This window comes from Amycolatopsis regifaucium, assembly GCF_001613935.1.
GTDB lineage: Bacteria > Actinomycetota > Actinomycetes > Mycobacteriales > Pseudonocardiaceae > Amycolatopsis > Amycolatopsis regifaucium.
Genome location: NZ_LQCI01000002.1, coordinates 459,170 through 480,228 on the forward strand (window position 1 = coordinate 459,170; position 21,059 = coordinate 480,228).

20 protein-coding genes are annotated in these 21,059 nt (G+C 69.0%); 15 read left to right on the plus strand and 5 right to left on the minus strand.

All coding sequences use genetic code 11. From position 1 onward, the window contains the following. Positions 1-25: 25 nt before the first annotated feature. The 10 genes from AVL48_RS03315 to AVL48_RS03360 all read left to right on the plus strand — a co-directional run bounded on the left by AVL48_RS03315 (position 26) and on the right by AVL48_RS03360 (position 9,087). Positions 26-1,288, plus strand: coding sequence for a ketosynthase chain-length factor (locus tag AVL48_RS03315; RefSeq protein ID WP_061983652.1), 1,263 nt, complete (start codon positions 26-28; stop codon positions 1,286-1,288). Further along, positions 1,285-1,545: an acyl carrier protein gene (locus AVL48_RS03320; protein ID WP_061983651.1), complete on the plus strand. Its 261-nt coding sequence runs from the start codon at positions 1,285-1,287 to the stop codon at positions 1,543-1,545. The genes AVL48_RS03315 and AVL48_RS03320 overlap by 4 nt, the downstream gene beginning before the upstream one ends. Before the next feature lies 1 nt (position 1,546). Next, positions 1,547-2,014 (plus strand): SRPBCC family protein, encoded by a 468-nt coding sequence (locus AVL48_RS03325; RefSeq protein ID WP_061983650.1) that lies wholly within the window; start codon positions 1,547-1,549, stop codon positions 2,012-2,014. A 15-nt stretch (positions 2,015-2,029) separates the two neighbouring features. Further along, positions 2,030-2,500, plus strand: a complete 471-nt coding sequence (locus AVL48_RS03330; RefSeq protein WP_061983649.1) for an anthrone oxygenase family protein — start codon at positions 2,030-2,032, stop codon at positions 2,498-2,500. A 28-nt stretch (positions 2,501-2,528) separates the two neighbouring features. Further along, positions 2,529-3,281, plus strand: coding sequence for an SDR family NAD(P)-dependent oxidoreductase (locus AVL48_RS03335; protein WP_061983648.1), 753 nt, complete (start codon positions 2,529-2,531; stop codon positions 3,279-3,281). Next, the gene (locus AVL48_RS03340; RefSeq protein WP_061983647.1) at positions 3,281-3,613 is read left to right on the plus strand and encodes an antibiotic biosynthesis monooxygenase family protein; all 333 of its coding nucleotides are present in this window, start codon (positions 3,281-3,283) and stop codon (positions 3,611-3,613) included. The genes AVL48_RS03335 and AVL48_RS03340 overlap by 1 nt, the downstream gene beginning before the upstream one ends. After that, positions 3,613-3,927 (plus strand): antibiotic biosynthesis monooxygenase family protein, encoded by a 315-nt coding sequence (locus AVL48_RS03345; RefSeq protein WP_061983646.1) that lies wholly within the window; start codon positions 3,613-3,615, stop codon positions 3,925-3,927. Before AVL48_RS03340 ends, AVL48_RS03345 begins: the two co-directional genes overlap by 1 nt. A 121-nt stretch (positions 3,928-4,048) precedes the next feature. After that, positions 4,049-5,305: an FAD-dependent oxidoreductase gene (locus AVL48_RS03350; protein ID WP_061983645.1), complete on the plus strand. Its 1,257-nt coding sequence runs from the start codon at positions 4,049-4,051 to the stop codon at positions 5,303-5,305. Between the two features lie 699 nt (positions 5,306-6,004). Continuing rightward, a complete protein-coding gene (locus AVL48_RS03355) occupies positions 6,005-7,921 on the plus strand; it encodes an AfsR/SARP family transcriptional regulator (protein WP_169812899.1) in 1,917 nt (638 codons plus the stop codon). Further along, the gene (locus AVL48_RS03360) at positions 7,921-9,087 is read left to right on the plus strand and encodes a nucleotide disphospho-sugar-binding domain-containing protein (RefSeq protein ID WP_061983643.1); all 1,167 of its coding nucleotides are present in this window, start codon (positions 7,921-7,923) and stop codon (positions 9,085-9,087) included. The genes AVL48_RS03355 and AVL48_RS03360 overlap by 1 nt, the downstream gene beginning before the upstream one ends. Positions 9,088-9,343: 256 nt before the next feature. Here the strand turns inward: AVL48_RS03360 and AVL48_RS03365 are convergent, their stop codons facing one another. The 3 genes from AVL48_RS03365 to AVL48_RS03375 are packed head-to-tail and all read right to left on the minus strand — an operon-like array spanning position 9,344 to position 12,230. Next, entirely contained in the window at positions 9,344-10,750 is a 1,407-nt protein-coding gene (locus AVL48_RS03365; RefSeq protein WP_061983642.1) for an MFS transporter, read from the minus strand. After that, positions 10,747-10,980 (minus strand): ferredoxin, encoded by a 234-nt coding sequence (locus AVL48_RS03370; protein WP_208616201.1) that lies wholly within the window; start codon positions 10,978-10,980, stop codon positions 10,747-10,749. Before AVL48_RS03370 ends, AVL48_RS03365 begins: the two co-directional genes overlap by 4 nt. Next, complete coding sequence (locus tag AVL48_RS03375) at positions 10,974-12,230, minus strand: cytochrome P450 (RefSeq protein WP_082857528.1); 1,257 nt, start codon at positions 12,228-12,230, stop codon at positions 10,974-10,976. Before AVL48_RS03375 ends, AVL48_RS03370 begins: the two co-directional genes overlap by 7 nt. A 127-nt stretch (positions 12,231-12,357) precedes the next feature. Between AVL48_RS03375 and AVL48_RS03380 the strand changes: the two genes are divergently transcribed. The 4 genes from AVL48_RS03380 to AVL48_RS03395 all read left to right on the plus strand — a co-directional run bounded on the left by AVL48_RS03380 (position 12,358) and on the right by AVL48_RS03395 (position 16,062). After that, positions 12,358-13,401 carry a methyltransferase gene (locus AVL48_RS03380; RefSeq protein ID WP_061983641.1) on the plus strand — a complete coding sequence of 348 codons (1,044 nt, stop codon included), beginning with the start codon at positions 12,358-12,360 and terminating at the stop codon, positions 13,399-13,401. Then, entirely contained in the window at positions 13,398-14,447 is a 1,050-nt protein-coding gene (locus AVL48_RS03385; RefSeq protein ID WP_061983640.1) for an aminotransferase class I/II-fold pyridoxal phosphate-dependent enzyme, read from the plus strand. The genes AVL48_RS03380 and AVL48_RS03385 overlap by 4 nt, the downstream gene beginning before the upstream one ends. Before the next feature lie 99 nt (positions 14,448-14,546). Next, positions 14,547-15,296 carry an SDR family NAD(P)-dependent oxidoreductase gene (locus AVL48_RS03390; RefSeq protein ID WP_061983639.1) on the plus strand — a complete coding sequence of 250 codons (750 nt, stop codon included), beginning with the start codon at positions 14,547-14,549 and terminating at the stop codon, positions 15,294-15,296. A 4-nt stretch (positions 15,297-15,300) separates the two neighbouring features. Then, positions 15,301-16,062 carry an SDR family NAD(P)-dependent oxidoreductase gene (locus tag AVL48_RS03395; protein WP_061983638.1) on the plus strand — a complete coding sequence of 254 codons (762 nt, stop codon included), beginning with the start codon at positions 15,301-15,303 and terminating at the stop codon, positions 16,060-16,062. 9 nt (positions 16,063-16,071) lie between these two features. Here AVL48_RS03395 and AVL48_RS03400 read toward each other — a convergent pair whose 3' ends face one another. Then, a complete protein-coding gene (locus AVL48_RS03400) occupies positions 16,072-17,256 on the minus strand; it encodes a cytochrome P450 (RefSeq protein WP_061983637.1) in 1,185 nt (394 codons plus the stop codon). Then, positions 17,253-18,671 carry a right-handed parallel beta-helix repeat-containing protein gene (locus AVL48_RS03405; protein ID WP_158070209.1) on the minus strand — a complete coding sequence of 473 codons (1,419 nt, stop codon included), beginning with the start codon at positions 18,669-18,671 and terminating at the stop codon, positions 17,253-17,255. The genes AVL48_RS03400 and AVL48_RS03405 overlap by 4 nt, the downstream gene beginning before the upstream one ends. Before the next feature lie 525 nt (positions 18,672-19,196). Between AVL48_RS03405 and asnB the strand changes: the two genes are divergently transcribed. Next, the gene (gene asnB / locus AVL48_RS03410) at positions 19,197-21,053 is read left to right on the plus strand and encodes an asparagine synthase (glutamine-hydrolyzing) (protein ID WP_061983635.1); all 1,857 of its coding nucleotides are present in this window, start codon (positions 19,197-19,199) and stop codon (positions 21,051-21,053) included. The last annotated feature ends 6 nt before the right edge of the window (positions 21,054-21,059 follow it).

The window sequence follows — 21,059 nt, forward strand, 5'->3', positions numbered from 1 at the left end:
TGCCGGACAAGAAAAGGTGAGGATCATGACCGATTCGGCTGGTGCCGATCGACCGGTCGTCACGGGGATCGGCGTAGTGGCACCGACCGGGATCGGGACGGCGGAACACTGGCGGGCCACGCTCGATGGCCGCTCCGGCATCGGCTACATCGACCGCTTCGATCCCGCGAGTTATCCGGTCCGGCACGCGGGAAAGCTCCGCGGGTTCGCCGCCGAGGACCACCTGCCCGGCCGGTTGCTGGTGGAAACCGACCTGTGGACGCAGACCGGGCTGGTGGCCAGCCACGAAGCGCTGGCCGACGCGGCGCTCGACCCGGCGACGGTCCCCGAGTTCGAGATGGCCGTGCTGACGTCCAGTTCGTCCGGCGGGGTCGAGTTCGGCCAGCGCGAGATGGCGAGCCTGTGGCAGAACGGCCCGCGGATCAGCGCTTACCAGTCCATCGCGTGGTTCTACGCGGCCACGACCGGGCAGCTCGCGATCCGGCACGGCATGCGGGGCGCCTGCGGGGTGATCTGCGCCGAACAGGCGGGCGGGCTCGACACCCTGGGGCACGCCAGGAAATTCACCGCCGAGGACACCAAAGTGGTGGTCGCCGGCGGCACCGACGCGCCGTTGTGCCCGTACTCCCTGGTCGCCCAGCTGAGCAACGGCAGGCTGTCCACCGAGCCCGACCCGCGCCGGGCCTATCTGCCGTTCGACGAGGCGGCTTCGGGCTACCTGCCGGGTGAAGGCGGCGCGATCCTCATCGTCGAAGGCAAGCACGCCCACCGCGAACGCGGGGCCGCGCACTCCTACGGCGAGGTGGCGGGCTACGCGGCCGGGATGGACCCGCGACCGGGATCGCCAAGGCCGCCCGCGCTCACCAGGGTGATCCGCGCCGCGCTCGCCGACGCCGGTCTCGGACCGGGTGAGATCGATGTCGTCTTCGCGGACGCGGCCGGCTCGGCCCGAGAAGACCTCTTGGAGGCGCGGGCGATCACCGAGGTCTTCGGTGCCCGCGCGGTTCCGGTCACCGCGCCGAAGACGCTGGTCGGACGGCTCTACGGCGGCGGGGCCGCACTGGACGTGGCGACCGCGTTGCTGGCGCTGCGCGACGGCGTCATCCCGCATACCGACGGCACCACCCGGCTGGCTCCCGGCTGCGACATCGACCTGGTGCGCTCGGCCCCGAGGGAGGCGGCACTGACCAGCGCGCTGGTGCTCGCGCGCGGCTACGGCGGCTTCACCTCGGCCCTCGTCCTTCGAAAGACCGAACCCGACGGAACCACCCAGGGAGCCCATCGATGAACCAGCTCACCATCGAAGACCTGCGCGAAATCCTGCGCAGCAGCGTCGGGGTCGACGAAGGAGTCGATCTGGACGCCGACATCGACGACGTCGAGTTCGCCGAACTCGGATACGACTCGCTGGCCATCTTGGAGCTGGCAGGCCAGCTCCAGCGCCGATACGGGGTCACGATCTCCGATGACGTCGCCCTCGACATGCGCACCCCGGCCGAAGCCCTGCGAACCATCAACCGCCAGCTGGAAAGGACGGCCCGCTGAGATGTCCGGTCACGTCGACAACGAGATCCTGATCAAGGCCCCGCTGGAGCTGGTGTGGGAGCGCACCAACGACGTCGAGTCCTGGACCGAGCTCTTCAGCGAGTACTCGGCCGTCGAGATCCTCTCCGAACGGGACGGCACCATCGTGTTCCGGCTGGCACTGCACCCCGACGAGAACGGCAAGGTGTGGGACTGGGTCTCGGCGCGGACGCCGGACCACGAGACCTACACCGTCCGTTCACAGCGGGTGCAGACCGGACCGTTCAAGTACATGTGGATCTACTGGGAGTACAGCGAAACCCCGGACGGGACCCGGATGCGCTGGGTACAGGACTTCGAGATGAAGCCCACCGCGCCGATCGACGACGAGGGCATGCGGAAACGGCTCGACCACAACACCGGTATCCAGCAGAAGCTGATCAGGGACCGGCTCGAGCAGCTCGCCGGTCACCGCGCCGCCGCCCGCTAGCCACCGGGAGACACCGTGCTCGGGTTGCTGCTTCCCTTGGTACTGCTGGCGAACGGCCTGGCGGCCGGGGTGCTTGTCGGCACGCAGCTCGGCGGCTGGCCGCTGCTGCGCGGTCTCCCGCCGGACCGGTACGTCCAGGCTCACGCCTTCTTCGCCACCCGCTACGACCCGTTCATGCCGGTGTGTTTCGTCCTCACCTTCGCCGGCGACCTGGCGCTGGTGTTCACCGACGAAGGGCCGCGCCGGGTGGCGTTCGGCGCCGCGGCGCTGCTGACCGTCACCGCCATGGTCATCTCGGTGGTGAAGAACGTGCCGGTGAACAAGTGGCTCCGCACCCTCGACCCGGACAGCCTGCCTGCCGACTTCGCTCGGCTGGACCCCCGAAAACATTGGGGCGCTTGGAATCGTGTCCGCGGCACGCTCGCCGTGCTCGCGTTCGCGCTGAACTGCGCCGCGCTCGGTTTCCTGCTGAGCACACGGATCTGACCCGACGAAGAAGACGAGGAGCATTCCGATGGATCTTGGCTTGAGGGGCAAGACGGCGCTCGTGACCGGCGGGAGCCGAGGTGTCGGCCGCGGCATCGTGCTCGAGTACGCCCGGCACGGCATGGACGTGATCACCTGTCACCGCACCGATTCCGAAGCCGCGGCCACCCTGCAGCGGGAACTCAAGGAGATCGGCGGCAAGCACCACGTGGTCAGGGCCGACCTGACCGACGCGAGCGAAATCGACCGGCTGTTCGAGGTCGTCCGCTCGCAGTACGGCACGCTGGACGTGGTCGTGAACAACGCCGGGGCGATCAGCCACATCCCCTACGCCGAGCTTCCGCTCGACGAGTGGCACCGGGTGCTCGCGACCAACCTGACCGCGGTGCACCTGGTGACCCAGCAGGCGATCGAACTGCTCGATTCCGGCGGCTCGGTGATCAGCATCGGCTCCAAATCCATCGACGCCGGGATCCCGCTGCGCGCGCACTACACCGCGACCAAGGCCGCACTGCAGGGCTTGAGCCGGTCGCTGGCGAAGGAGTTCGGCAGCCGCGGTGTCCGCTTCAACGTGCTCGCCCTCGGCGTGATCGCCACCGAGGCGATGGACGCGATGCCCGCCGAAACCCGCGAAACCATGGTGCAGCGCTACTCCGACAAGACCGCCCTCCGGCGGCTGGGCACCCCGGCCGAGGTCGCGGGTGCCGCGCTCTGGCTGGCCAGCGATCTCGCGCGGTACGTCACCGGTTCGGTGCTCAGCGTGGACGGGGGCATCTCCTGATGGCCACCGACACGGTTTTCCGGGTGATGCTGCGGATGCTGATCAAACCGGGCATGGGGCCCGACTTCGAGCGCGTCTGGTCGGAGGTCGGCGACTCGGTGGTCACCCATCCGGCGAACCTCGGCCAATGGCTTTCGCGGTCGGACGAAGAAGATTCCGAGAACGGCGGCAGCGTCTACTACATCGTCAGCGACTGGGTGAGCGAACCGGCGTTCCGCGAGTTCGAGACGAGCGACCGGCACCTGACCCACCGCCAGAAGCTCCACCCGTACCGCTCCGGTGGCTCGATGGTCACCATGCGGGTGGTCGCCCATCTTCCCGGGGGCGGCTGATGCCCGGCAAGGTGCGGGTTCTGCTGTTCCACCGCACCGCCGACGGAGAAGGGCTGCGGGCCGCCTATCGCCGGACCAGTGAGGCGCTGAGCGGGACCCCCGGACTGCTCGGCAACGAACTGCTCGGCTCGGTGCACGACAGCGCCGAATTCATCGTCATCAGCGACTGGGCCGACCAAGAGTCCTTCGACGCCTGGGAAACCGGCGCGTCCCACCGGGACAGCACCGCGCCACTCCGGCCGTACCGGGATATGGCCCTGTCCCGCCCGTTCGGCGTCTACCGCGTGCTCGACGGCTTCGGCGAACCGTATTGAAGGCCTGGTACCGCTGGTTTTCGTGGTCACTGCGAGGTTTGGCGGCGCTCGGCGCCGGCGCCGGTTGCGTCGTGGCTCCCGCGGCGGAAGCCACGCACGGCGACAAGAGAGAGGAAACGGCATGTCCGCAGGACGTCACGGACCCCGGGTGGTCATCATCGGCGGAGGCGTCGGCGGGCTGATCCTGGCGCAGGGACTGCACGCGGCGGGGTTGCCCGTCACGGTGTACGAACGTGACAAGTCCCCGCGGGTACGGACCCAAGGCTACCGACTGCGGATCAGCCCGGACGGCGAGCGGGCGATGCGCGAATGCCTGCCGCCACGGGTGCTCGAACTGCTGCTGGCGACCTCGAACGAACGCCACGGGCACGGTCTGCTGGCCTTCGACGAGCAGTTACATCCACAGTGGGCACCGGAGTTCGAGGATCCACGGGGCCCGGGGCCGGACAAGATCGACGCCGTCGATCGCGTCACCCTGCGGCGGGTCCTGCTCGCCGGTCTCGGCGACGTGGTGCGGTTCGGCCGACGGCTCATCAGGGTCGAGGAGAACGCGGACGGCGTCACCGCCCACTTCGCTTCCGGTGAATCCGCGACCGGGGACGTCCTTGTCGCGGCGGACGGGGCGAACTCGGCGGTAAGGAACCAGCTTCGCCTGGCGGAGCAACCCAGGGACCTGGGTGTGCGGACGGTCTTCGCCCGCCTGCCGATGGACGGGGTGCACCGGGCGGGCCTGCCCGAGGGGCTTCGCGGCGCGTTCAGCTATGTGATCGGCTCCGACGGGCATCATCTCGGCCTGATGCCGATGGTCTTCCGCGAGCCGCCGTCGCGTGCGGCGGCCCGGATCTGGCCAGGGCTGGACCTGCCGCCGGGCGACGACTACTACATGGCGGTGCTCAACGTGCACCGCGACGAACTGGCGATGCCGGACTCGGAGTTCTTCGCGTTGGACGGCCGGGAGCTGGCGGGCTTCGCCACCGTCCGGATGCGTGACTGGCACCCGGGCCTGCGCGGCCTGTTCGGACTCGGCGACCCCGCAGACACCTTCGCGGTCTCGCTGCGGGCCGACCTTCCGGTCCGGCCATGGGGCACGGAACGGATAGTGGCACTCGGCGACGCGGCGCATACGATGCCGCCGTCCGGCGGAGTCGGGGCGAACAGCGCCGCCTGGGACGCGGCCTTGCTCACCCGGTTGTTGCGTGAGGTCGCCGACGGCGGCACTACCCTGCCCGCCGCGTTCGGCCGGTATCAAGACGCCGTGACCGAGCACGCGACCCAGGCCGTCTCGCTGTCGCTCAAAATCGCTCAATGGTCCATTCGCAAGCTCGACATCGAGGTGCCCGCCGCCGGGGTGGAGAAGTCCGCGCACCATTCACGGTGAGAATTCCGGTTGCCTCCGTCGAATACAATAGTGAACCCGGCCCCGACTTCCGGCAGGCCGATAAAATAAATCGAATGAACGATTTTCGCCGACCATCCCGTTTCGCCGGGGATGGTCGGCGGAGATCTCCGCGCCGCCCCGTCGACCGGACACCGTCACCCCCTCGGACGACCGTCCCCACGGACGCAACGACCTTCAAGGCCAGGTCACAGGCCCCTGGCCCGACCAGCGGGACACCGAGATCACCGGGATCGTGAATAGTGTCATTAAGCCTAATCATCATTGACCCAACTCGGTTCAATTGCTCACTCTTTTCACCGGTCAGCCGCTTGCCTTCCACTTAGGGCGACCGACCTGAACCGGACCGGAGGGAGTAATTCACCATATCGAACTACACCGTGGCATCGAATGCCGCCGTCGACTACCCGGCTCCCGGCGGACCCGCGGCGCGCCCTCGAGCGGTCGCCCGCGCCTCCCCCGACGGCTTGCCATATGTCCGTAATGCACCATTCTTCGGAGCGGCGGCGACACATTTCCGACTCCCCTTCGACAGAAATTCAGGCGCCGTCCGAAATGCGCCCCCGGGCACGGTATTACGGTCCGTGGTTCTTTTATCGCCCATCTGGCCGTAGACCTCGACTGGTCATTTTGAAACTATTAGCGCGAGTAATCTTCTTGTCGAGCCATGGGGGGCCCACCTTGAGAATCAGTGTGCTCGGACCGTTGGAAGTCGTCCACCTCAACGCGATTATCACCCCGACCGCCGCGAAACTTCGTCAGGTACTCGCCCTGCTCGCATTGCATTCCGGCCGGGTGGTGCGCAACGAGCAGATCCTGGAAGAGCTTTGGGAGGACAACCCACCGGTCAGCGTCACGACCACCATGCAGACTTACATCTACCAGCTGCGCAAGCTGCTCCGCCTCCAGCGCACCGGACTGCCGACGTCGGAGGAGTACGACACGAGACCGCTTCCCAGCCTGCAGACCTCACCGGGCGGGTACAGCCTCAACTACGAACCCGAATGCCTCGACGCGTACCGCTTCGAGCAGTTGGTGAACCAAGGGCGGCTGGAGAGTTCGGCAGGCCGCTGGACCGACGCTGCCGCCACCCTCACCCACGCCGGCCTGCTGTGGCGCGGCCCGGCGCTGGCGGACGTCAACGTGGGACCGGTGCTGCACGCCGAAATCCTGCGGCTGGACGAGTTCCGCCGCAACGCGCTGGAACTCCGGCTGGAGGCGGACCTCCGGCTCGGGCGGCATCACGAACTGATCGGCGAACTCGCCAGGCTGGTCGGTCAGGAGCCGACCAACGAAAGCCTGCAGTCGAAACTGATCATCGCGCTGCACCGGGCCGGACGGCGGGCGGAGGCCCTCCGCGTCTACCAGCAACTGCGTACCGCCCTGAATCAGGAACTCGGCCTCGACCCGTCGGAGGAGTTGCAACGGCTGCACCGTGCCGTGCTCGACGCCGACAGTTCACTGGACCTGCCGCTGGACGACGAGGTGCAGCGGGTGACGCTGGTCGAACCACAGTGTCAGCTGCCGCCGAGGCACAACAACCTCGTCAGCCGGGATGAACCGCGGTCCGTGGCGCTGGCCGCGTTGCGCGCCGGCGAATCGAGTGGCCCCGCGACGGTCGTCGTGACCGGGCCGCCCGCTTCCGGCAAGTCCGCCTTCGCCATCGACATCGCGCATTCGGTGCGCCACCAGTACCCCGACGGCCAGCTCTACGCCCGGCTCATCGACGACGACGGCAACCCGGTCGACAAGAACGAAATCCTCGGCCACTTCCTCCGCGCGCTCGACAACCAGCACCCCGACCTTCCGTCCGGCACCCACGACCGGATGCTCCGCTTCCGTTCGCTCACGTCGGACCGGCGGTTGCTGACCGTCTTCGAGGACGTGACGAACCTGGACCAGCTGACTGGGCTGATGCCGTCCGGGGACGACTGCGCGGTGATCGTGATCAGCAGGCGACGGCTCGCCCCGTCGCCATCGGCCACGGTGATCGAGCTGTCACCACTGGACCTCGAGCAGAGCGGGGTGTTGCTCGCCGGTTGCCTGGGCCGTGACAAGGACGGCACACCCGCCGCCGCCGACAAGGAATTGCTGCGGTTGTGCGATGGACTTCCCGGCGCGCTGGAGACCGTGGCGAACCGGCTCAAAGTCCGTCCACATTGGACACCCGCCCGCACCGTCCGCTGGATCAAGGCGGAACTGGCGAGGGACGGCGGCGCCACCAGCGATCCGCTCGGCCTACGCGCCGGGGTCTGGCAGAGTTACCTGTGCCTGACCCCGCCGGGCAGGGCCGCGTTCCGGATAGTGACCGAGGCGCCGACGGGCTCGGTGTCCACCGCCGAACTCGCGGCTCGTCTGTCCGTTCCGGAGTACATCGCGGAGACGATCCTCGACGAACTCGCCGAGTTGTGCCTGGTGACCATCCAAGAGGACGACTCGAGCAGTTGCCACTGCCTGCCTTGCATCCGCGCCGTGGGGCATCAGCTCATCGAAGAGCACACCCGGCTGTCGGAGATGCTCACCGAGGGCACCGAAGACACGTTCGACATCCCTGCGCAGGAGCGCTTCCGGCTTCAATACGCGCAGCGAGCCCACTGATGCGCGTACTTCTGACCGCCTGGGCTTGGCCTTCTCACCTGTACGCGCTGGTGCCGATGGCGTGGGCGTTGCGTTCGGCGGGCCACGACGTCCTGCTGGCCAGCCAGCCGGCCGCCGAGACCTGGGTGACCGGAACCGGGCTGCCGGGCGCCACCGTCGGGACCGACGTGCCGGCGGCCGACATGGTCCGCCGCTACGTTCTTCCCTCCACAAAGGACACCGATGTCCCTTGGGGAGGCGCGGCGCGCGGTGGGAGCGGGCCGAGGGCGATGGAGATGTTCCTCGCCCACGCGGAATCCATGACCGGCGGGCTGGTGGAACTGGCCGGGCGGTGGCGACCGGATCTCGTGGTGTACGACCCCACCGCACTGGCCGGGCCGATCTGCGCGGCGGCCGCGGGCGTGCCCGCGGTACGTCACCTCTACGGCACCGATCTGATGCTGCGCGCCCGCACCGTCCTGCCCTCGGCACTGGCGCCCCTGGCGGAACGGCACGGCGTCACCGGGTTCGACCCCTTCGGGGCGTGCACCATCGACCCCACGCCCGCGTCTCTGCAACTGCCGTCGGATTATCGGCGCCTCCCGATCCGGTACCTCCCGTTCAACGGCCCCGGCCCGCTCCCGGCCCCGCCGCCGCGCGATCGGCGGCCGACGGTGTGTGTCAGCTGGGGGCACACGATGGCGAAGCTGCACCCGCGGCTCTTCCTGGCGGGAAGCGTCGTCGAAGTCCTGCGGAAGCTGGACGTGCGTGTCGTACTGGCGTGTTCGTCGGCGCAGCTCGACCTGCTCGGACCGGTGCCGGACGACGTGTCGCTGTACGTCGACGCGCCGCTGGACGGCCTGCTCGGGCACTGCGACCTGCTCGTTTCGCACGGCGGGGCGGGGAGCATCCTCACCGCGCTGTCGAACGGTGTCCCGATGCTGCTCGTACCGCAGCTGCCGGATCACACCGCGCACGCGGGCCGCGTACTGGCGAAGGGGGCGGGCGAAGTGCTCACGCGCGACGAGGCGACTGACGACGCTGTCGCGACCCAGGTCGAACGCCTGCTTTCCGAACCGGGCTTCCGGGGCGCGGCGCTGGCACTGCGGGAGGAGATCCGCGCCCAGCCGTCACCGGCCGCGGTGGTCGCCGAACTGGAGCGGGTGGCTTCGGCCCCCGCGATCTGAACCCGGGCCCGCCCCTCCCGAACCCCCCAGCACGGAAGGGGCCGGGCCCCGCCAGGGCCCCGGTGCGGTCGCCGCACCGGGGCCCTTTTCACGCCGCTTCTATGGAGAGTTACGGCGACCGACACGCTAACCGCTGTCCCAGCGTCGAAGCCCGATGTCCTGAAGGCTCCCTTCGAGACCTTCAACGTCTCAAAGGGAGCCTTCAGGACGCGCTACGCTCGCCTTACTCCTCGATAGCCCGGATCACTTTCCAAGCTCAGAGTTCTCCGTCCCGCCGTTCGCGGACCGCGAAGGAGACCACCAGCGCGAGCGCGGTCGCGATGGCCGCCATCCACAGCGCGCCCGCGAATCCGGCCGTCGGCGAGTCACCGGGCGACGGCGCCCGGCCGGACAGCTGGGAAGCGAGCGCGATGCCGATCGACCCGCCGAGACCGAGACACGCGGAATTGATCCCCGGCAGCACACCGGCCTTGCCCTGCGGGGCCAGTACGACGCTGAGCCCGTTGAGCGCGGTCAGCGCCACCGAATTCACCGCGGCGAGCAGGATCACCAGGCCGAGCACCACCCACTGCGAGCGATGGGCCAGCGCGATGGCCACGATCAGCGGCGCCACCCCGGCCAGCGACAGCCGCAGGATCCGGAGCCAGCCGACTCGCGGGGCGAGCGCGCCGGCGAGCGGTGACGCCAGCACGGTCACCGCGCACGGCGGCACCATGAACAGAAGGGTCATCATCGTCGCCGAGTAGCCGTAGCCACCGGCCGGGAAGATCGCGAGCAACGGGACCGTGTAGTTGATGACGCTGAGCACGCCGGTCAGCAGCAGGACCGATGTCAGCAGCATCGGCCAGATCCGCCGCGAGAGCAGGTACCGCGCCGGTATCAGGGCGTTCGCCCGGCGCGCCTCGACCCGGACGAACACGAGGAACAGCGCCACCCCGAGCCCGGCGAACACGAGCAGCCAGCGCACCGGGCCGTCGGCCATCCCCGCCGCCGCCTGGATCGAGGCCAGGCTCAGGCACAGCACCGCCGCGCCCCACCAGTCCATTTTGCCGTCCCGCGACGGTTCCGACCCCGGCACCGCGCGAACCGCGGCGTACAGGGCGAGCGCGCCGAACGCGGTCATGAAGCCGAAGACCGCGCGGAAGCCGCCGTGGTCGGTCAGCCAGCCGCCGATCAGCGAGTCGATCCCGGCCACCCCGCCGTACGCCGCGGTGATGACGCCCATCGCACGACCGAACCGTTCCGGCGGCATCGTTTCCCACAACACCCGCAGGGCCAAGGGAAACGCGGCCCCCGACGCGCTCTGCAGGACGCGCGCCACCATGAGCACCTCGACGTTCGGGGTGGCCGCGGCGAGCGCCAGCCCCACACAGGTCACCACCAGCGAGCCGATCAGCAGCCGCCGCCTGCTGGAGTAGTCCGCGTAGCTGGCCACCACCACCGCGACCAGGCCGCCCAGCAGGAAGCACAGCGAATGGGCGAATCCCACCGCCGAGGCGGAGGCCTCCAGCCGAAGCGCGATGTCCCCGAGCGCGGCCGTCGGCATCGCGCCGGACATCTGGCCGAGGATCGCGGCGAGTACCAGCGCGACGTAGACACCGCGGGCACCCGGAGGGCTCGCCGGGGCACCGGCGGGCGCCGATCGGGCCGTCTCCTGCGTCATCGTCGTTCCTCCACACCGGAATCGTCGATCCGGATCGCCCGCGTCGGACAGCCCTGTGCCGCCCGGCGCACCTCGGTGGCCAGTTCGGCGGGCGGGGTCCGGTCCACGACCTTGACCCGGCCCTCCTCGTCCTGGTCGAACACCTCGGGCACCCGGTACACGCAAAGACTGCTCACCACGCAGACGTTCCGATCCGCCGAGACACGCAGTGAGTCCTCACCGGTCACCACTCGACCGGGATTTCCGCGAACGCCTCCAGGAACCCGCCGAATTTGCGCGGCAGGTCTGCCGCGGGCACGGCGAGCCGCAACCCGGGGAACCGGCGCAGCAGGCCCTCCGTCGCCACCTGCAGCTCCATCCTCGCCAGCGCCGCGCCCACGCAGTAGTGGATACCGGAGCCGAAGGTGAGGTGATGGTTGTTGGTGCGCCGGATGTCGAGTTTCAAGGGGTCGGGGAACGCCGTCTCGTCCACGTTCGCCTCGGTCGACAGCAGCACGGTGGATCCCTTGGGCACCACCGAGCCGTCGGCGAGTTCGATGTCTTCCAGCGCGTACCGGAGCGAGCCCAGCGAGGACCCCATCAGTTCGTAGCGCAGCAGTTCTTCCACCGCCGACGGGATCAGCGAGTAGTCCGCGCGGAGGTCCGCGACGACCTCCGGCCGGTGCAGCAGCACGGCCATGCTGGAGCCGATCTGGCTGGCGGTGGTGATGTAGCCGGCGATCAGCAGGGTGCGGATCCAGTGGTGCAGCTGGTAGTCGGAGAGCCGATCCTGATCGCCGTCGCTGATCTGGATCAGCGCGCTGGTCAGATCCTCACCCGGGGTTTCGCGGCGCAGCCGGATGAACTTGTCGATGTAGCTCCACAGGTCCTCGCGGCAGCGGGCCACCTCGGCGTCCGGCAGTTTGCTGATCGACAGGAAACCGTCGACCAGTCCGCGAAAGACCTCCATGTCCTCCTCGGGGATGCCGAGCAGATGGCAGATCACGCGGATCGGCAAGGGGAAGGCGATCGTCTCGTTGAGTTCGGCCGAAGACGCGCCTTCGGCCATCCGGTCGAGGAGTTCGCCGGTGATCGACACCGCGAGCGGCCGGAGCGCTTCGATGTGCCGGGCGCTGAAGGCTCTGGTCACCAGGCCTCGCTCGGCGCTGTAGCGGGGCGGGTCCGAATCGATTTCCGGATCGCTGAACAGGTTGTTGTTCAAGGAGATCCGCGACGTCGGGTACCACGCGGTATTACGGCTCAGCCGCACGTCCGCGAACAGCGCCTTCACGTCCCGGTACCGGGTCACCAGCAGGGCGGGATCCCCGCTGGGCAGCGTGATCTCCACGATCGGCCGCTCCCGGAGGTCACGCCATTTCTCCGGGATCTCCAGCGGCGGGGTCCACGGGAAGGGGTAGGAAACAGGGCACGAACCGGACACCTGGCACCTCTCTCGGGTCAGCCGTGCGCCGACGGCGAACTGGGCGTTTTTCTCGTGCACACAGTTCAACCACCCGCTGGTGTGGCGCTGGAAAGGCGGTCAGCGCGCCGCGCCCAGCCCCGTCCCAGCGATTTTCGACCGGGACTCGCCACGGTGATCGCGACCCGGAAACAGGAGAGGAACGCCGATGACGAAGACCAGTACCCGGCCCGTTCAGGAAGAGGCCGGTCGGCACACCGACGGTTCGGCCGACATTCTCCGGCTGGGCAACGCTTTCTGTGACGCGCAGGCCCTGCTGACGGCGGTCGAACTGAACGTCTTCGGCAACCTCACGGCAGGCCCGGCGACCGAGGAGGAGCTGCGGGAACGCCTCGCCCTGCACGGCAGGGGCCTGCGTGACTTCCTCCAGCTGCTGGTGGCGCTCGGCCTGCTCGAGACCGCGGACGGCCGCTACCGCAACACCGAAGCCACCGCCCGGCACCTGGTCCCGGGTGAACCCGGCTACATCGGGGACTTCCTCGGTGGGGCCAAACACTTCCTGTACCCGGTGTGGGGTGGCCTCGGCGACGCGGTGCGCACCGGCAAGCCCCAAGCGGGTGGCGACTTCGAAGTGATGCTCAACAATCCGGAGATGATCGCGCCCTACGTCCGGATGATGGACGGGCTGATGCAGGTACTGGGCCCCAAGGTGATCAAGGCGGCCGGATTCGCCGGGCGCCGCACCGTGGTCGACGCGGGCGGCGGGCGCGGCAACCTCGCGAGCCAGCTCGCCGAAGCGCACCCGGAGCTGGAGATCACCGTCTTCGACCGTGAACAGATCGAGCCGTTCTTCGACGAGTACCGCGCCGAGATCGGCAGTCCCGGCTCCGTGCGCTTCCAGGCGGGCGACTTCTTCCGCGACCGGATCCCGGCCGCGGACGTGGTGGTGCTGGGCCACATCCTGCACGACTGGTCGCCGGAGGAGCGCACGCGGATCGTCGAGAACGCCTACCGTGCGGTGAACCCCGGTGGCACGCTGGTGGTCTTCGACCGGATGCTGCCCGACGACTACGGTCACGTCGAGAACCTGGTCGCCAGCCTCAACATGCGCTTGGTGACACCGGGCGGATCCGAGTACACCATCGCCGAGCTGACCGAACTCGCCGAGGCGGCGGGGTTCCGGAAGGGCGCCGTGGTCGCGCTGGACGAGAACGAGACGCTCGTCGAACTGCACAAGGCCGCGAACCGATGACCAGAACGACCACGGCCGAAGCGACCGAGTGGCAGGGCGGGGATCTGCGCGCGCTCGGCGAGCAGGCCTATCTGGACCTCGGCACCTGCATCAACCGGTACGGCCCGCCGACCAGCGTCGGTTCGGCGCTGCGCGCGGTGGACATCCGCTCGCTGCGGGCCCATCCCTACGACGCCGAGGAATTGTTCGTCTCGGCCTACGCCGAGTACCTCGGGGCCGACGGCGGCGAGCTGGTGGCCGGACGCGGCATCACTGAGTTCATCCGGTTGCTGTCGGCCCATTTCCCGGCGCGGAGCACCGCCGTGGTCACCCCCGACTACACCGACAGCATCCGGTGGATCACCAACCACGTCGGGCCGACCGCCGGCGTACCGGAGACCGCGGAGACCAGAGCGGCCCGCGTCGCCTACGCGATGCGGCACTACGACTGTGTCCTGCTGTCCAACCCCAACAACCCGCTGGGCCTGTACGTGCCGTCGGAGGAGCTGGCCGCGATCTGCCGGGCCAACTCCGGCTCCACGCTGATCGTCGACGAGGCGTACATCGACTTCGCCGACGGTGGCTCGCGGCGTTCGATGATCTGGTCCGGGCTCGGCAACGTCGTCGTGCTGCTCTCGCCCAACAAGCTGTTCGGCATCGCGGGAACCAGGACCGGGGTGATGTGGACACCCGACGCCGCTTTGCGCGCGGCGATCCGGGCCCGGCAGCTGAACTGGTCGATCTCCTACCTGGACGCGCTCGTCGCCGCCGAAGCGCTGCGCAATCTCGGCTGGGTGGCACACAGCCGGAGCCGGTTGAGTGCCACCGCGAACCGGATGGAGGCCCTGCTGTGCGCGCGGTATCCCGGCGTGGTCACCGGCGTGCCGGTGCACTACCGGTTCGTGTACACGGAGGACGCCGAACGGGAACACGAGCGGCTGCTCCGGCACGGAGTGGTGGTCCGGGTCTTTTCCGGCTCCCAGGCCGGCCGGGTGAGCGGACTGCGGATCACCGCGCCCACCGAGGCCGAGTACCCGGTGCTGGCCGCCGCGCTGCGCGGCGACTGACGGACTCGCCGAACTATAGCCATAGTATGGCTATATCGATTAGGGTCAAGGTACCGGCCGGCCTCCGGCCCGGCACGACCAAGACTTCGGAGTGACGTTATGGATCTGGGACTGCAGGACAAGCGGGTGCTGATCACGGGCGCGACCAGAGGGATCGGCAAGGCGACGGCCCGCCTGTTCGCCGACGAGGGCGCGCGGGTCGCCATCACCTACCACACGGGCAAGGAAGCGGCCGACGAGCTGGTGGCCGAACTCGGCGGTCCGGACCGGGCACTCGCGGTCCGGCACGATCTCGGCGACCCGGCCGTGATCAAGGCCGCCGTCGAGGAGGTGGAGCGGCACTGGGGCGGCATCGACGTCGTGGTGTGCAACGCCCAGACCTTCACCTGGATCAACCCGGAGGATCTGACCGAGTTCGAGAACTTCCAGGAAGACTGGTACACCAAGCTGCGCGAGAACAGCGAGGGACACCTCCGCACCGTCCAGTACGCGCTGGGCGGCATGCGGGCCCGCGGCTGGGGCCGGGTCGTCCTGCTGTCCTCGGTGACGGCCCAGCACGGGATGTACGGCTCGGAGATCTACAGCGCCGCGAAGTCCGCGCTGAACGGGTTCGTCCGCGGGCTGATGTGGACGAAGGGCGGCGTGCTGAGCAACGTGGTGGCGCCCGGCGGCACGCTGACGGAGAGCTTCGACGGCGTCGACCCGGCGATCGTCGAACAGGCCGCGGCCACCACCCCGAGCGGGCAGCTGAGCAAACCCGAGGACGTCGGCAGGCTCATCGTCTTCCTTTGTTCCGAGGCCAACGGCAACATCAGCGGCGAAGTGATCAACGTGGCGGGCGGCCGCTGAGCCCATGGACCTGGAACTGCGGGGCAAACGCGCACTGATCACCGGCGGCACCCGAGGGATCGGGAAGGCAATCGTGCTCGCGCTCGCCAAGGACGGCGTCGACGTCGTCACCTGCGCGCGCGGACATGGTGACAGCGGTGACGCCGTGGCGGCACTGCGGGCCGAACTCGCCGCCATCGGTGGCGAGCACCTCGTCTGCGAGACCGATCTCACCGCGGACGGCGAGGCCGAACGCCTGGCCCAGCGCTGTGCCGAGCGGTTCGGCGGGCTGGATCTGGTGGTGCACAACGCCGCGGCGGTCGTCCGGGCGGACTACCCGAAGCTCGGCTTGGCCGAGTGGGAGGCCACCCTCGCCGCCAACGTCACCGCCGTGCACCGGTTGACCACCGCGGTGCTCCCGCTGCTCGGCCGCGGGTCGTCGGTCGTCGCGATCAGTTCCAGGTCCGCGGAGCTCGGCCTGGCCGGACGCGTGCACTACACCGCGTCGAAGGCCGCCCTGCACGGCTGGAACCGTTCGCTGGCACAGGAATACGGCCCCGCGGGTATCCGGTTCAACCTGTTGACGCTGGGCATGGTCCACACCGAGGTCTACGACGGTCTCGCCGAGACGGACCGCGCCGCGCTGCTGGCCCGGTTCCACCCGGTCATCGCGCTCGGCAGGCTGGCCACCCCGGACGAGGTCGCCGACGCGGTGCGCTGGCTGGCCAGCGACCTCTCCGGTTACGTCACCGGCACCGCCGTCACGGTCGACGGCGCGCTCTGCTGAGCGGAAGCCTTACCAGCGGACCGGGAGGCTTTCCGCGCTTCTCGCGAGCAGGCCGGGCGACCAGCGCACGTCGGCGACGGGCACGGCCAGCGCCAGCCCCGGAAACCTGGTGACCAGCGCGTGCAACACCACGCGAAGCTGCAGGAGCGCCAGCTGCGCGCCGAGACACCGGTGGAGTCCGTATCCGAAACCGAGGTGCGGATTCGGCCGCCGGGTCAGCTCGAGCTCGTCCGGCCGGTCGAAGACCTCGCCGTCGCGGTTGGCCGCGGTCAGCGCCACCACCACGTAGTCCCCCTCCCGCAGAAGCGCTCCGCCGAGCTCGACGTCCTCGGTCACCCGGCGCGGGAACGCCGTGCTGATACCGAGCGGACTGAACCGCATCAGTTCTTCGACGGCGTTCTCGATCAGCCCCGGGTCGGCGACCAGCCTGTCGTACTGCCTGGGCGCGGTGAGCAGCTGATAGCAGAAGTTCCCGAGCTGCATGGTGGTGGCGTCGTGGCCGGCGATCACCACGGTGGCGCACAGCGCGACGGCTTCCTCGTCGCTCACCCCGCCCCGGACCAGATCGGCCACGAGCCCGGTGCCCGGCGATCGGCGGCGTTCGCGCACCAGATCACCGAGCCCTTCCCACAGCCGGAGCCCCGCGGCCTTGGTCTGCTCGGCGGTTTGCCTCGCCAGGGCCGTCGCCAGCAGGGAGCCGGTCAGCTCGACGAATTCTTCGCGGCTTTCCCCGGGCACACCGAGCAGTTCGGCCATGACGAGCGCGGGCAGCGGCGCCGCGACCGCGGAGACCAGGTCCCCCGGTGGGCCCTGCGCGCTCAGCCGATCCAGCAGGCCTGCCACGAAAGCTTCCGTGACCGCCTCGAGCCGCCGGACGCCGGGCCGGGTGAACGCGGCGGCCACCAGGCCGCGCAGTCTGCTGTGCTCCGGCTCGTCGTGGTTCAGGATCAGGTTGGCCCGCTGCGGCATCGGCACCACGCGCGGCTCGTCCGCGCCGAGCGAGTCCGCCCGGGAAAACCGCCGGTCCCCGAGCACCGTCCGGACGTGCTCGTAACTGCTCACCAGCCAGGCGGCCGAGCCGAAGGGCAGCCGCACGCGGACCGGTCCCTCGTCCCGCAGCCCACGAAACCGGGCGTCCGGGTCGAGCGCGTGGGCGTCGGCGAGCGGGAAGACGAGTTCGGGCGCGCCGGTCATCGCGCCGTGAACCGGTCGCGGTGGGCACCCGCGTCGACCGGCGGCGCGGGGAAGGCGCCCGTCCCCGGGTGGCCGGTGATGGAAAGGAACACGTTGCGGCGGTAGGTGCTCTTCGGATCGTCGATCCGCGAACCGCCGGGACGGCCGGAGAACAGGTTGCCGACGAACGACGCGCCGAAGTCCCCGACGTTGTTCACCATCACCTCGGCGACGCTGGTGCGCACCACGTTGCCGTACACCGAAAGCGAGCCGGGATCGCCGCACATCATCGTGAAGACCCCGGTGCGGTCGCCGTTCGGATACCGGCCGAGCGAGTTGTCGTCGAGGCTGACGTTGTACCGGAACACCGTGCGGTCCGAAGTGGCGTCGGGGTCGTTGCAGACGATCAGCAGGCCGCCGTCGCTGCGGCGGCTGAGGTTGTGCTCGTACACCGTTCCCAGCGACGCGGACTCGACCATGAAGGCCTGTGACGGCAGCGTTTGCCCGCCTTTCCCGTCCGAGACGGTGTTGTAGCGGATCCTGGTGCCGTTCGAGTTGTAGGCGAACATGCCGGTGGTGTACTTCGTCCCGCCGATCGCGTAGCCGTCGAGCACGTTGTCCTCGACCAGCGCGTCGAGTCCATTGTAGACACCGATACCGTCGCCGTGGATGGTGCGCAGCGTGTTCCCGGTGATCCGCAGCCCGGTGATGGGCACGTACGCGGACCCGGTGCCGCTGGGGTACTCGGGACGGCGTTGCCAGTCCGAAGAGGTGCCGATGGCGGTCCGCCCGGTCCTGGTGACGGTGTTGCCGTCGACGAGGACGTCGTCGAAGCCGGTCGGCCGCTCGGTGCCCGCGGCCTTGAAGAGAATCCCCCCGCTCGGATCGGGGTCGCCGGGGTTCTGGCACTGGCAGCCGTTGACGTCGTGTACGTCGACGTCACGCACGACGTAGTGCCGTCCGATGCCGTAGTCGGTCAGCCGGGCGTAGACGCCGAACCGGATCTCGTGCGCGCCGGGCGGCGGCCCGAAATTCGACAGCGCGAGGTGCTCGATCTCCCAGCCTTCGACGTTGTCCAGCAGTACGGCCGCGAGCGCGCCGTTGGCGTCGATGGCGGGTTTGGCACCGGAGCCGTAGGACCCGACGGTGATCGGCTTCCTCGGTGTACCGGAGCCTTTCGGCGCGAACATGCCGTCGCACCGGGTGCCCGCGCGGAACGCGATACGGTCGCCCGGCCGGTAGGCCTGCGCGCCCGCTCTCGCCACCGACGCCCACGGCGCCGAGGCGCGCGTGCCGGATGCCGCGTCCGATCCTCGCTGACAGTCCACAAAGTACGTCGCTGGGCGGGTGCCCGCGGCCGACGGCGTGGCGGACGACAGGATGACCAGCAGTGCGGCCGCCAGCGCACCCACCGAACGTGCTCCCAGTGCTGTCATCGCGTTTTCTCCCGTTCCCCACCGAGGTCCGTACCGGGAGGAGCCTGGGCGGGACCGCTCGAACCGGGCTCGAACGCCGGTTATCGAGAGGGAAGGCAAGGTGACAGTGGGGCGGCTGTGACCTCGGCGGCCGGTCGTGAAGTACATGAAGGTCCCCTTCCTTGCGCCTAGCGCAGGGAAGGGGGCGTTCATGTACTTGGGTGAAGCGTGACTCGCGTGCCTGGATCCCGGACCCGGGCCGCTATCCCGCCCGAACACGCGAAGGCCTCTTCCCTGCTTTCAGGGTCAGGGTCCCGGCAATGTCGCATAACCACTGGTCGGCGGTGGAATTCGGCGTGAGCGGGCTCGCACGAGAGGCCACGTCGGCGTCCAGAATCAGGGAAAGCGTGAAGGCCCCTTCCTCGGCTCAGCCGAGGGGGAAGGGGGCCTTCACGCGCCGCCGCTTCCAGATGGCGTCGAGCCCTGTTCGAGCCTCACTGACGAGCCTGCGTCGAAGTGGCTTCGATGCGACGAGAGGGCTGGCACATGTGCGGAATCACCGGTTGGATCGACTACCACCGTGACCTGGCCACGGAACGGCCGACCGTGGAGTTGATGACCGAGGCGATCGCGAGCCGCGGCGTCGACGATCACGGGCTCTGGTTGCGAGGCCACGCCTGCCTCGGGCACACCCGCACGGCGGTGATCGACCCGGCGGGCGGCGCGCAGCCGATGATCGCCGACGAGGACGGAAGCCCCACCGCGGTCTTGGCCTACAGCGGCGAGATCTTCAACTTCCAGCAGCTGCGCACCGAACTGCGTGAGCGGGGGCACAAGTTCCGCACCCGCAGTGACACCGAGGTGGTGCTGCGGTCGTACCTGGAGTGGGGGGTGCGCTGCGCGGAGCGCCTCGAGGGCATGTTCGCGTTCGCCGTCTGGGACCTGCGGACCGAGGAACTGGTGCTGATCCGTGACCGGATGGGCATCAAACCGCTTTTCTACGCGAAGATCCCCGGCGGATTCATCTTCGGCTCCGAGCCGAAGGCGCTGCTCGCGCATCCCGCCATCCGGCCGACGGTGGATCTGGACGGACTCCGGGAGATCTTCTCCACGGCCAAACGTCCCGGCGCCGCGGTGTTCCGTGACATGCAGGAACTTCGCGCCGGCCACACGCTCACGGTGAGCCGCAAGGGTCTGTACGAACAGACCTACTGGAAGCTCGAGGCCAAACCGCACGAGGAGGACCTCGACGGCACCATCGCGCACGTGCGCTCGCTGCTGTCCGACATCGTGCTGCGCGAACTGGTCGCGGACGTACCGCTGTGCGTCGGCTTGTCCGGCGGGCTGGACTCCTCCGCCATCACCGCGTTGGCCGCCCAGTGGATGTGGAAACTCGGTGGCGACCGGGTGCGCACGGTCACTCACGCTTTCGAGGGCTACGAAGAGAACTTTCGGCCGGACGACGTCCGCGACACCCCGGACGGCCCGTTCGCCGCCGAGATGGCCGCGCTGGTCCGGTCCGATCACACCGATCTCATGATCCGGACCGCCGACCTGATGGACCCGGAGACCCGGCGGGCGGTGCTGCTGGCACAGGACATGCCGTCCACTCTCGGCGACATGGACACTTCCCACTACCTGATGCTCAAGTCGGTGCGCGACCACTCCACGGTGATGCTCACCGGCGAGGTCGGTGACGAGGTGTTCTGCGGCTTCCGCTGGATGTTCGACCCGGACTTCACCAATTCCGGCACCTTTCCCTGGGTGGCCAACGAAAACAAGATGCGCAGCACCGGCCACGGCCGCGGGCTGTTCGATCAGGGACTGTTCAGCCGGAAGCTGGACATGGCAACCTACTACGCCGACAACTACCAGCAGACCATCGACGAAACTCCTCACCAGGAAGGGGAAAACGGTCTGGAGCACAAGATGCGCGAAATCTGTTACGCGCACTTCACCAGGTGGCTGCCGATGCTGCTCGCCCGCGGCGACCGGCTGGCGATGGCACACGGGCTCGAGACCCGCATCCCGTACTGCGACCACCGGTTGATCGAATACCTCTACAACACCCCGTGGGCGTTCAAGACGTTCGACGGCCGCGAGAAGAGCCTCCTGCGGGCAGCCGTCGGCGACCTGCTGCCCAAGTCCATTGTGGAGCGCCGGAAGAGCCCGTGGCCGGTGACCCAGGACCCGGCGTACACCGAGGCACTGCACCGCGAATTCGCCGGGGTGCTGGCGGATCCGTCTTCACCGGTGCTGCCCCTGCTCGATCTGAAGGCCTCGAAGGAGACAGCGGCGAACCCGACCGGTTCCGCCCACGAATGGCAGAGCCGGATCAACGTGGAAACCGCACTGCAGTTCAACGCCTGGCTCCGCCACTACAAGGTCGACCTCGCCATCTGACCGCGG

Bases quoted from the DNA above. Each gene is read 5' to 3' on its own strand.
- AVL48_RS03340 (WP_061983647.1), top strand. From the start codon at position 3,281: ATGGCCACCGACACGGTTTTCCGGGTGATGCTGCGGATGCTGATCAAA.
- AVL48_RS03400 (WP_061983637.1), bottom strand. From the start codon at position 17,256: ATGACCGGCGCGCCCGAACTCGTCTTCCCGCTCGCCGACGCCCACGCG.
- AVL48_RS03320 (WP_061983651.1), top strand. From the start codon at position 1,285: ATGAACCAGCTCACCATCGAAGACCTGCGCGAAATCCTGCGCAGCAGC.
- AVL48_RS03395 (WP_061983638.1), top strand. From the start codon at position 15,301: ATGGACCTGGAACTGCGGGGCAAACGCGCACTGATCACCGGCGGCACC.
- AVL48_RS03335 (WP_061983648.1), top strand. From the start codon at position 2,529: ATGGATCTTGGCTTGAGGGGCAAGACGGCGCTCGTGACCGGCGGGAGC.
- AVL48_RS03360 (WP_061983643.1), top strand. From the start codon at position 7,921: ATGCGCGTACTTCTGACCGCCTGGGCTTGGCCTTCTCACCTGTACGCG.
- AVL48_RS03345 (WP_061983646.1), top strand. From the start codon at position 3,613: ATGCCCGGCAAGGTGCGGGTTCTGCTGTTCCACCGCACCGCCGACGGA.
- AVL48_RS03380 (WP_061983641.1), top strand. From the start codon at position 12,358: ATGACGAAGACCAGTACCCGGCCCGTTCAGGAAGAGGCCGGTCGGCAC.
- AVL48_RS03390 (WP_061983639.1), top strand. From the start codon at position 14,547: ATGGATCTGGGACTGCAGGACAAGCGGGTGCTGATCACGGGCGCGACC.
- AVL48_RS03350 (WP_061983645.1), top strand. From the start codon at position 4,049: ATGTCCGCAGGACGTCACGGACCCCGGGTGGTCATCATCGGCGGAGGC.
- AVL48_RS03325 (WP_061983650.1), top strand. From the start codon at position 1,547: ATGTCCGGTCACGTCGACAACGAGATCCTGATCAAGGCCCCGCTGGAG.
- AVL48_RS03405 (WP_158070209.1), bottom strand. From the start codon at position 18,671: ATGACAGCACTGGGAGCACGTTCGGTGGGTGCGCTGGCGGCCGCACTG.
- asnB (WP_061983635.1), top strand. From the start codon at position 19,197: ATGTGCGGAATCACCGGTTGGATCGACTACCACCGTGACCTGGCCACG.
- AVL48_RS03315 (WP_061983652.1), top strand. From the start codon at position 26: ATGACCGATTCGGCTGGTGCCGATCGACCGGTCGTCACGGGGATCGGC.
- AVL48_RS03365 (WP_061983642.1), bottom strand. From the start codon at position 10,750: ATGACGCAGGAGACGGCCCGATCGGCGCCCGCCGGTGCCCCGGCGAGC.
- AVL48_RS03385 (WP_061983640.1), top strand. From the start codon at position 13,398: ATGACCAGAACGACCACGGCCGAAGCGACCGAGTGGCAGGGCGGGGAT.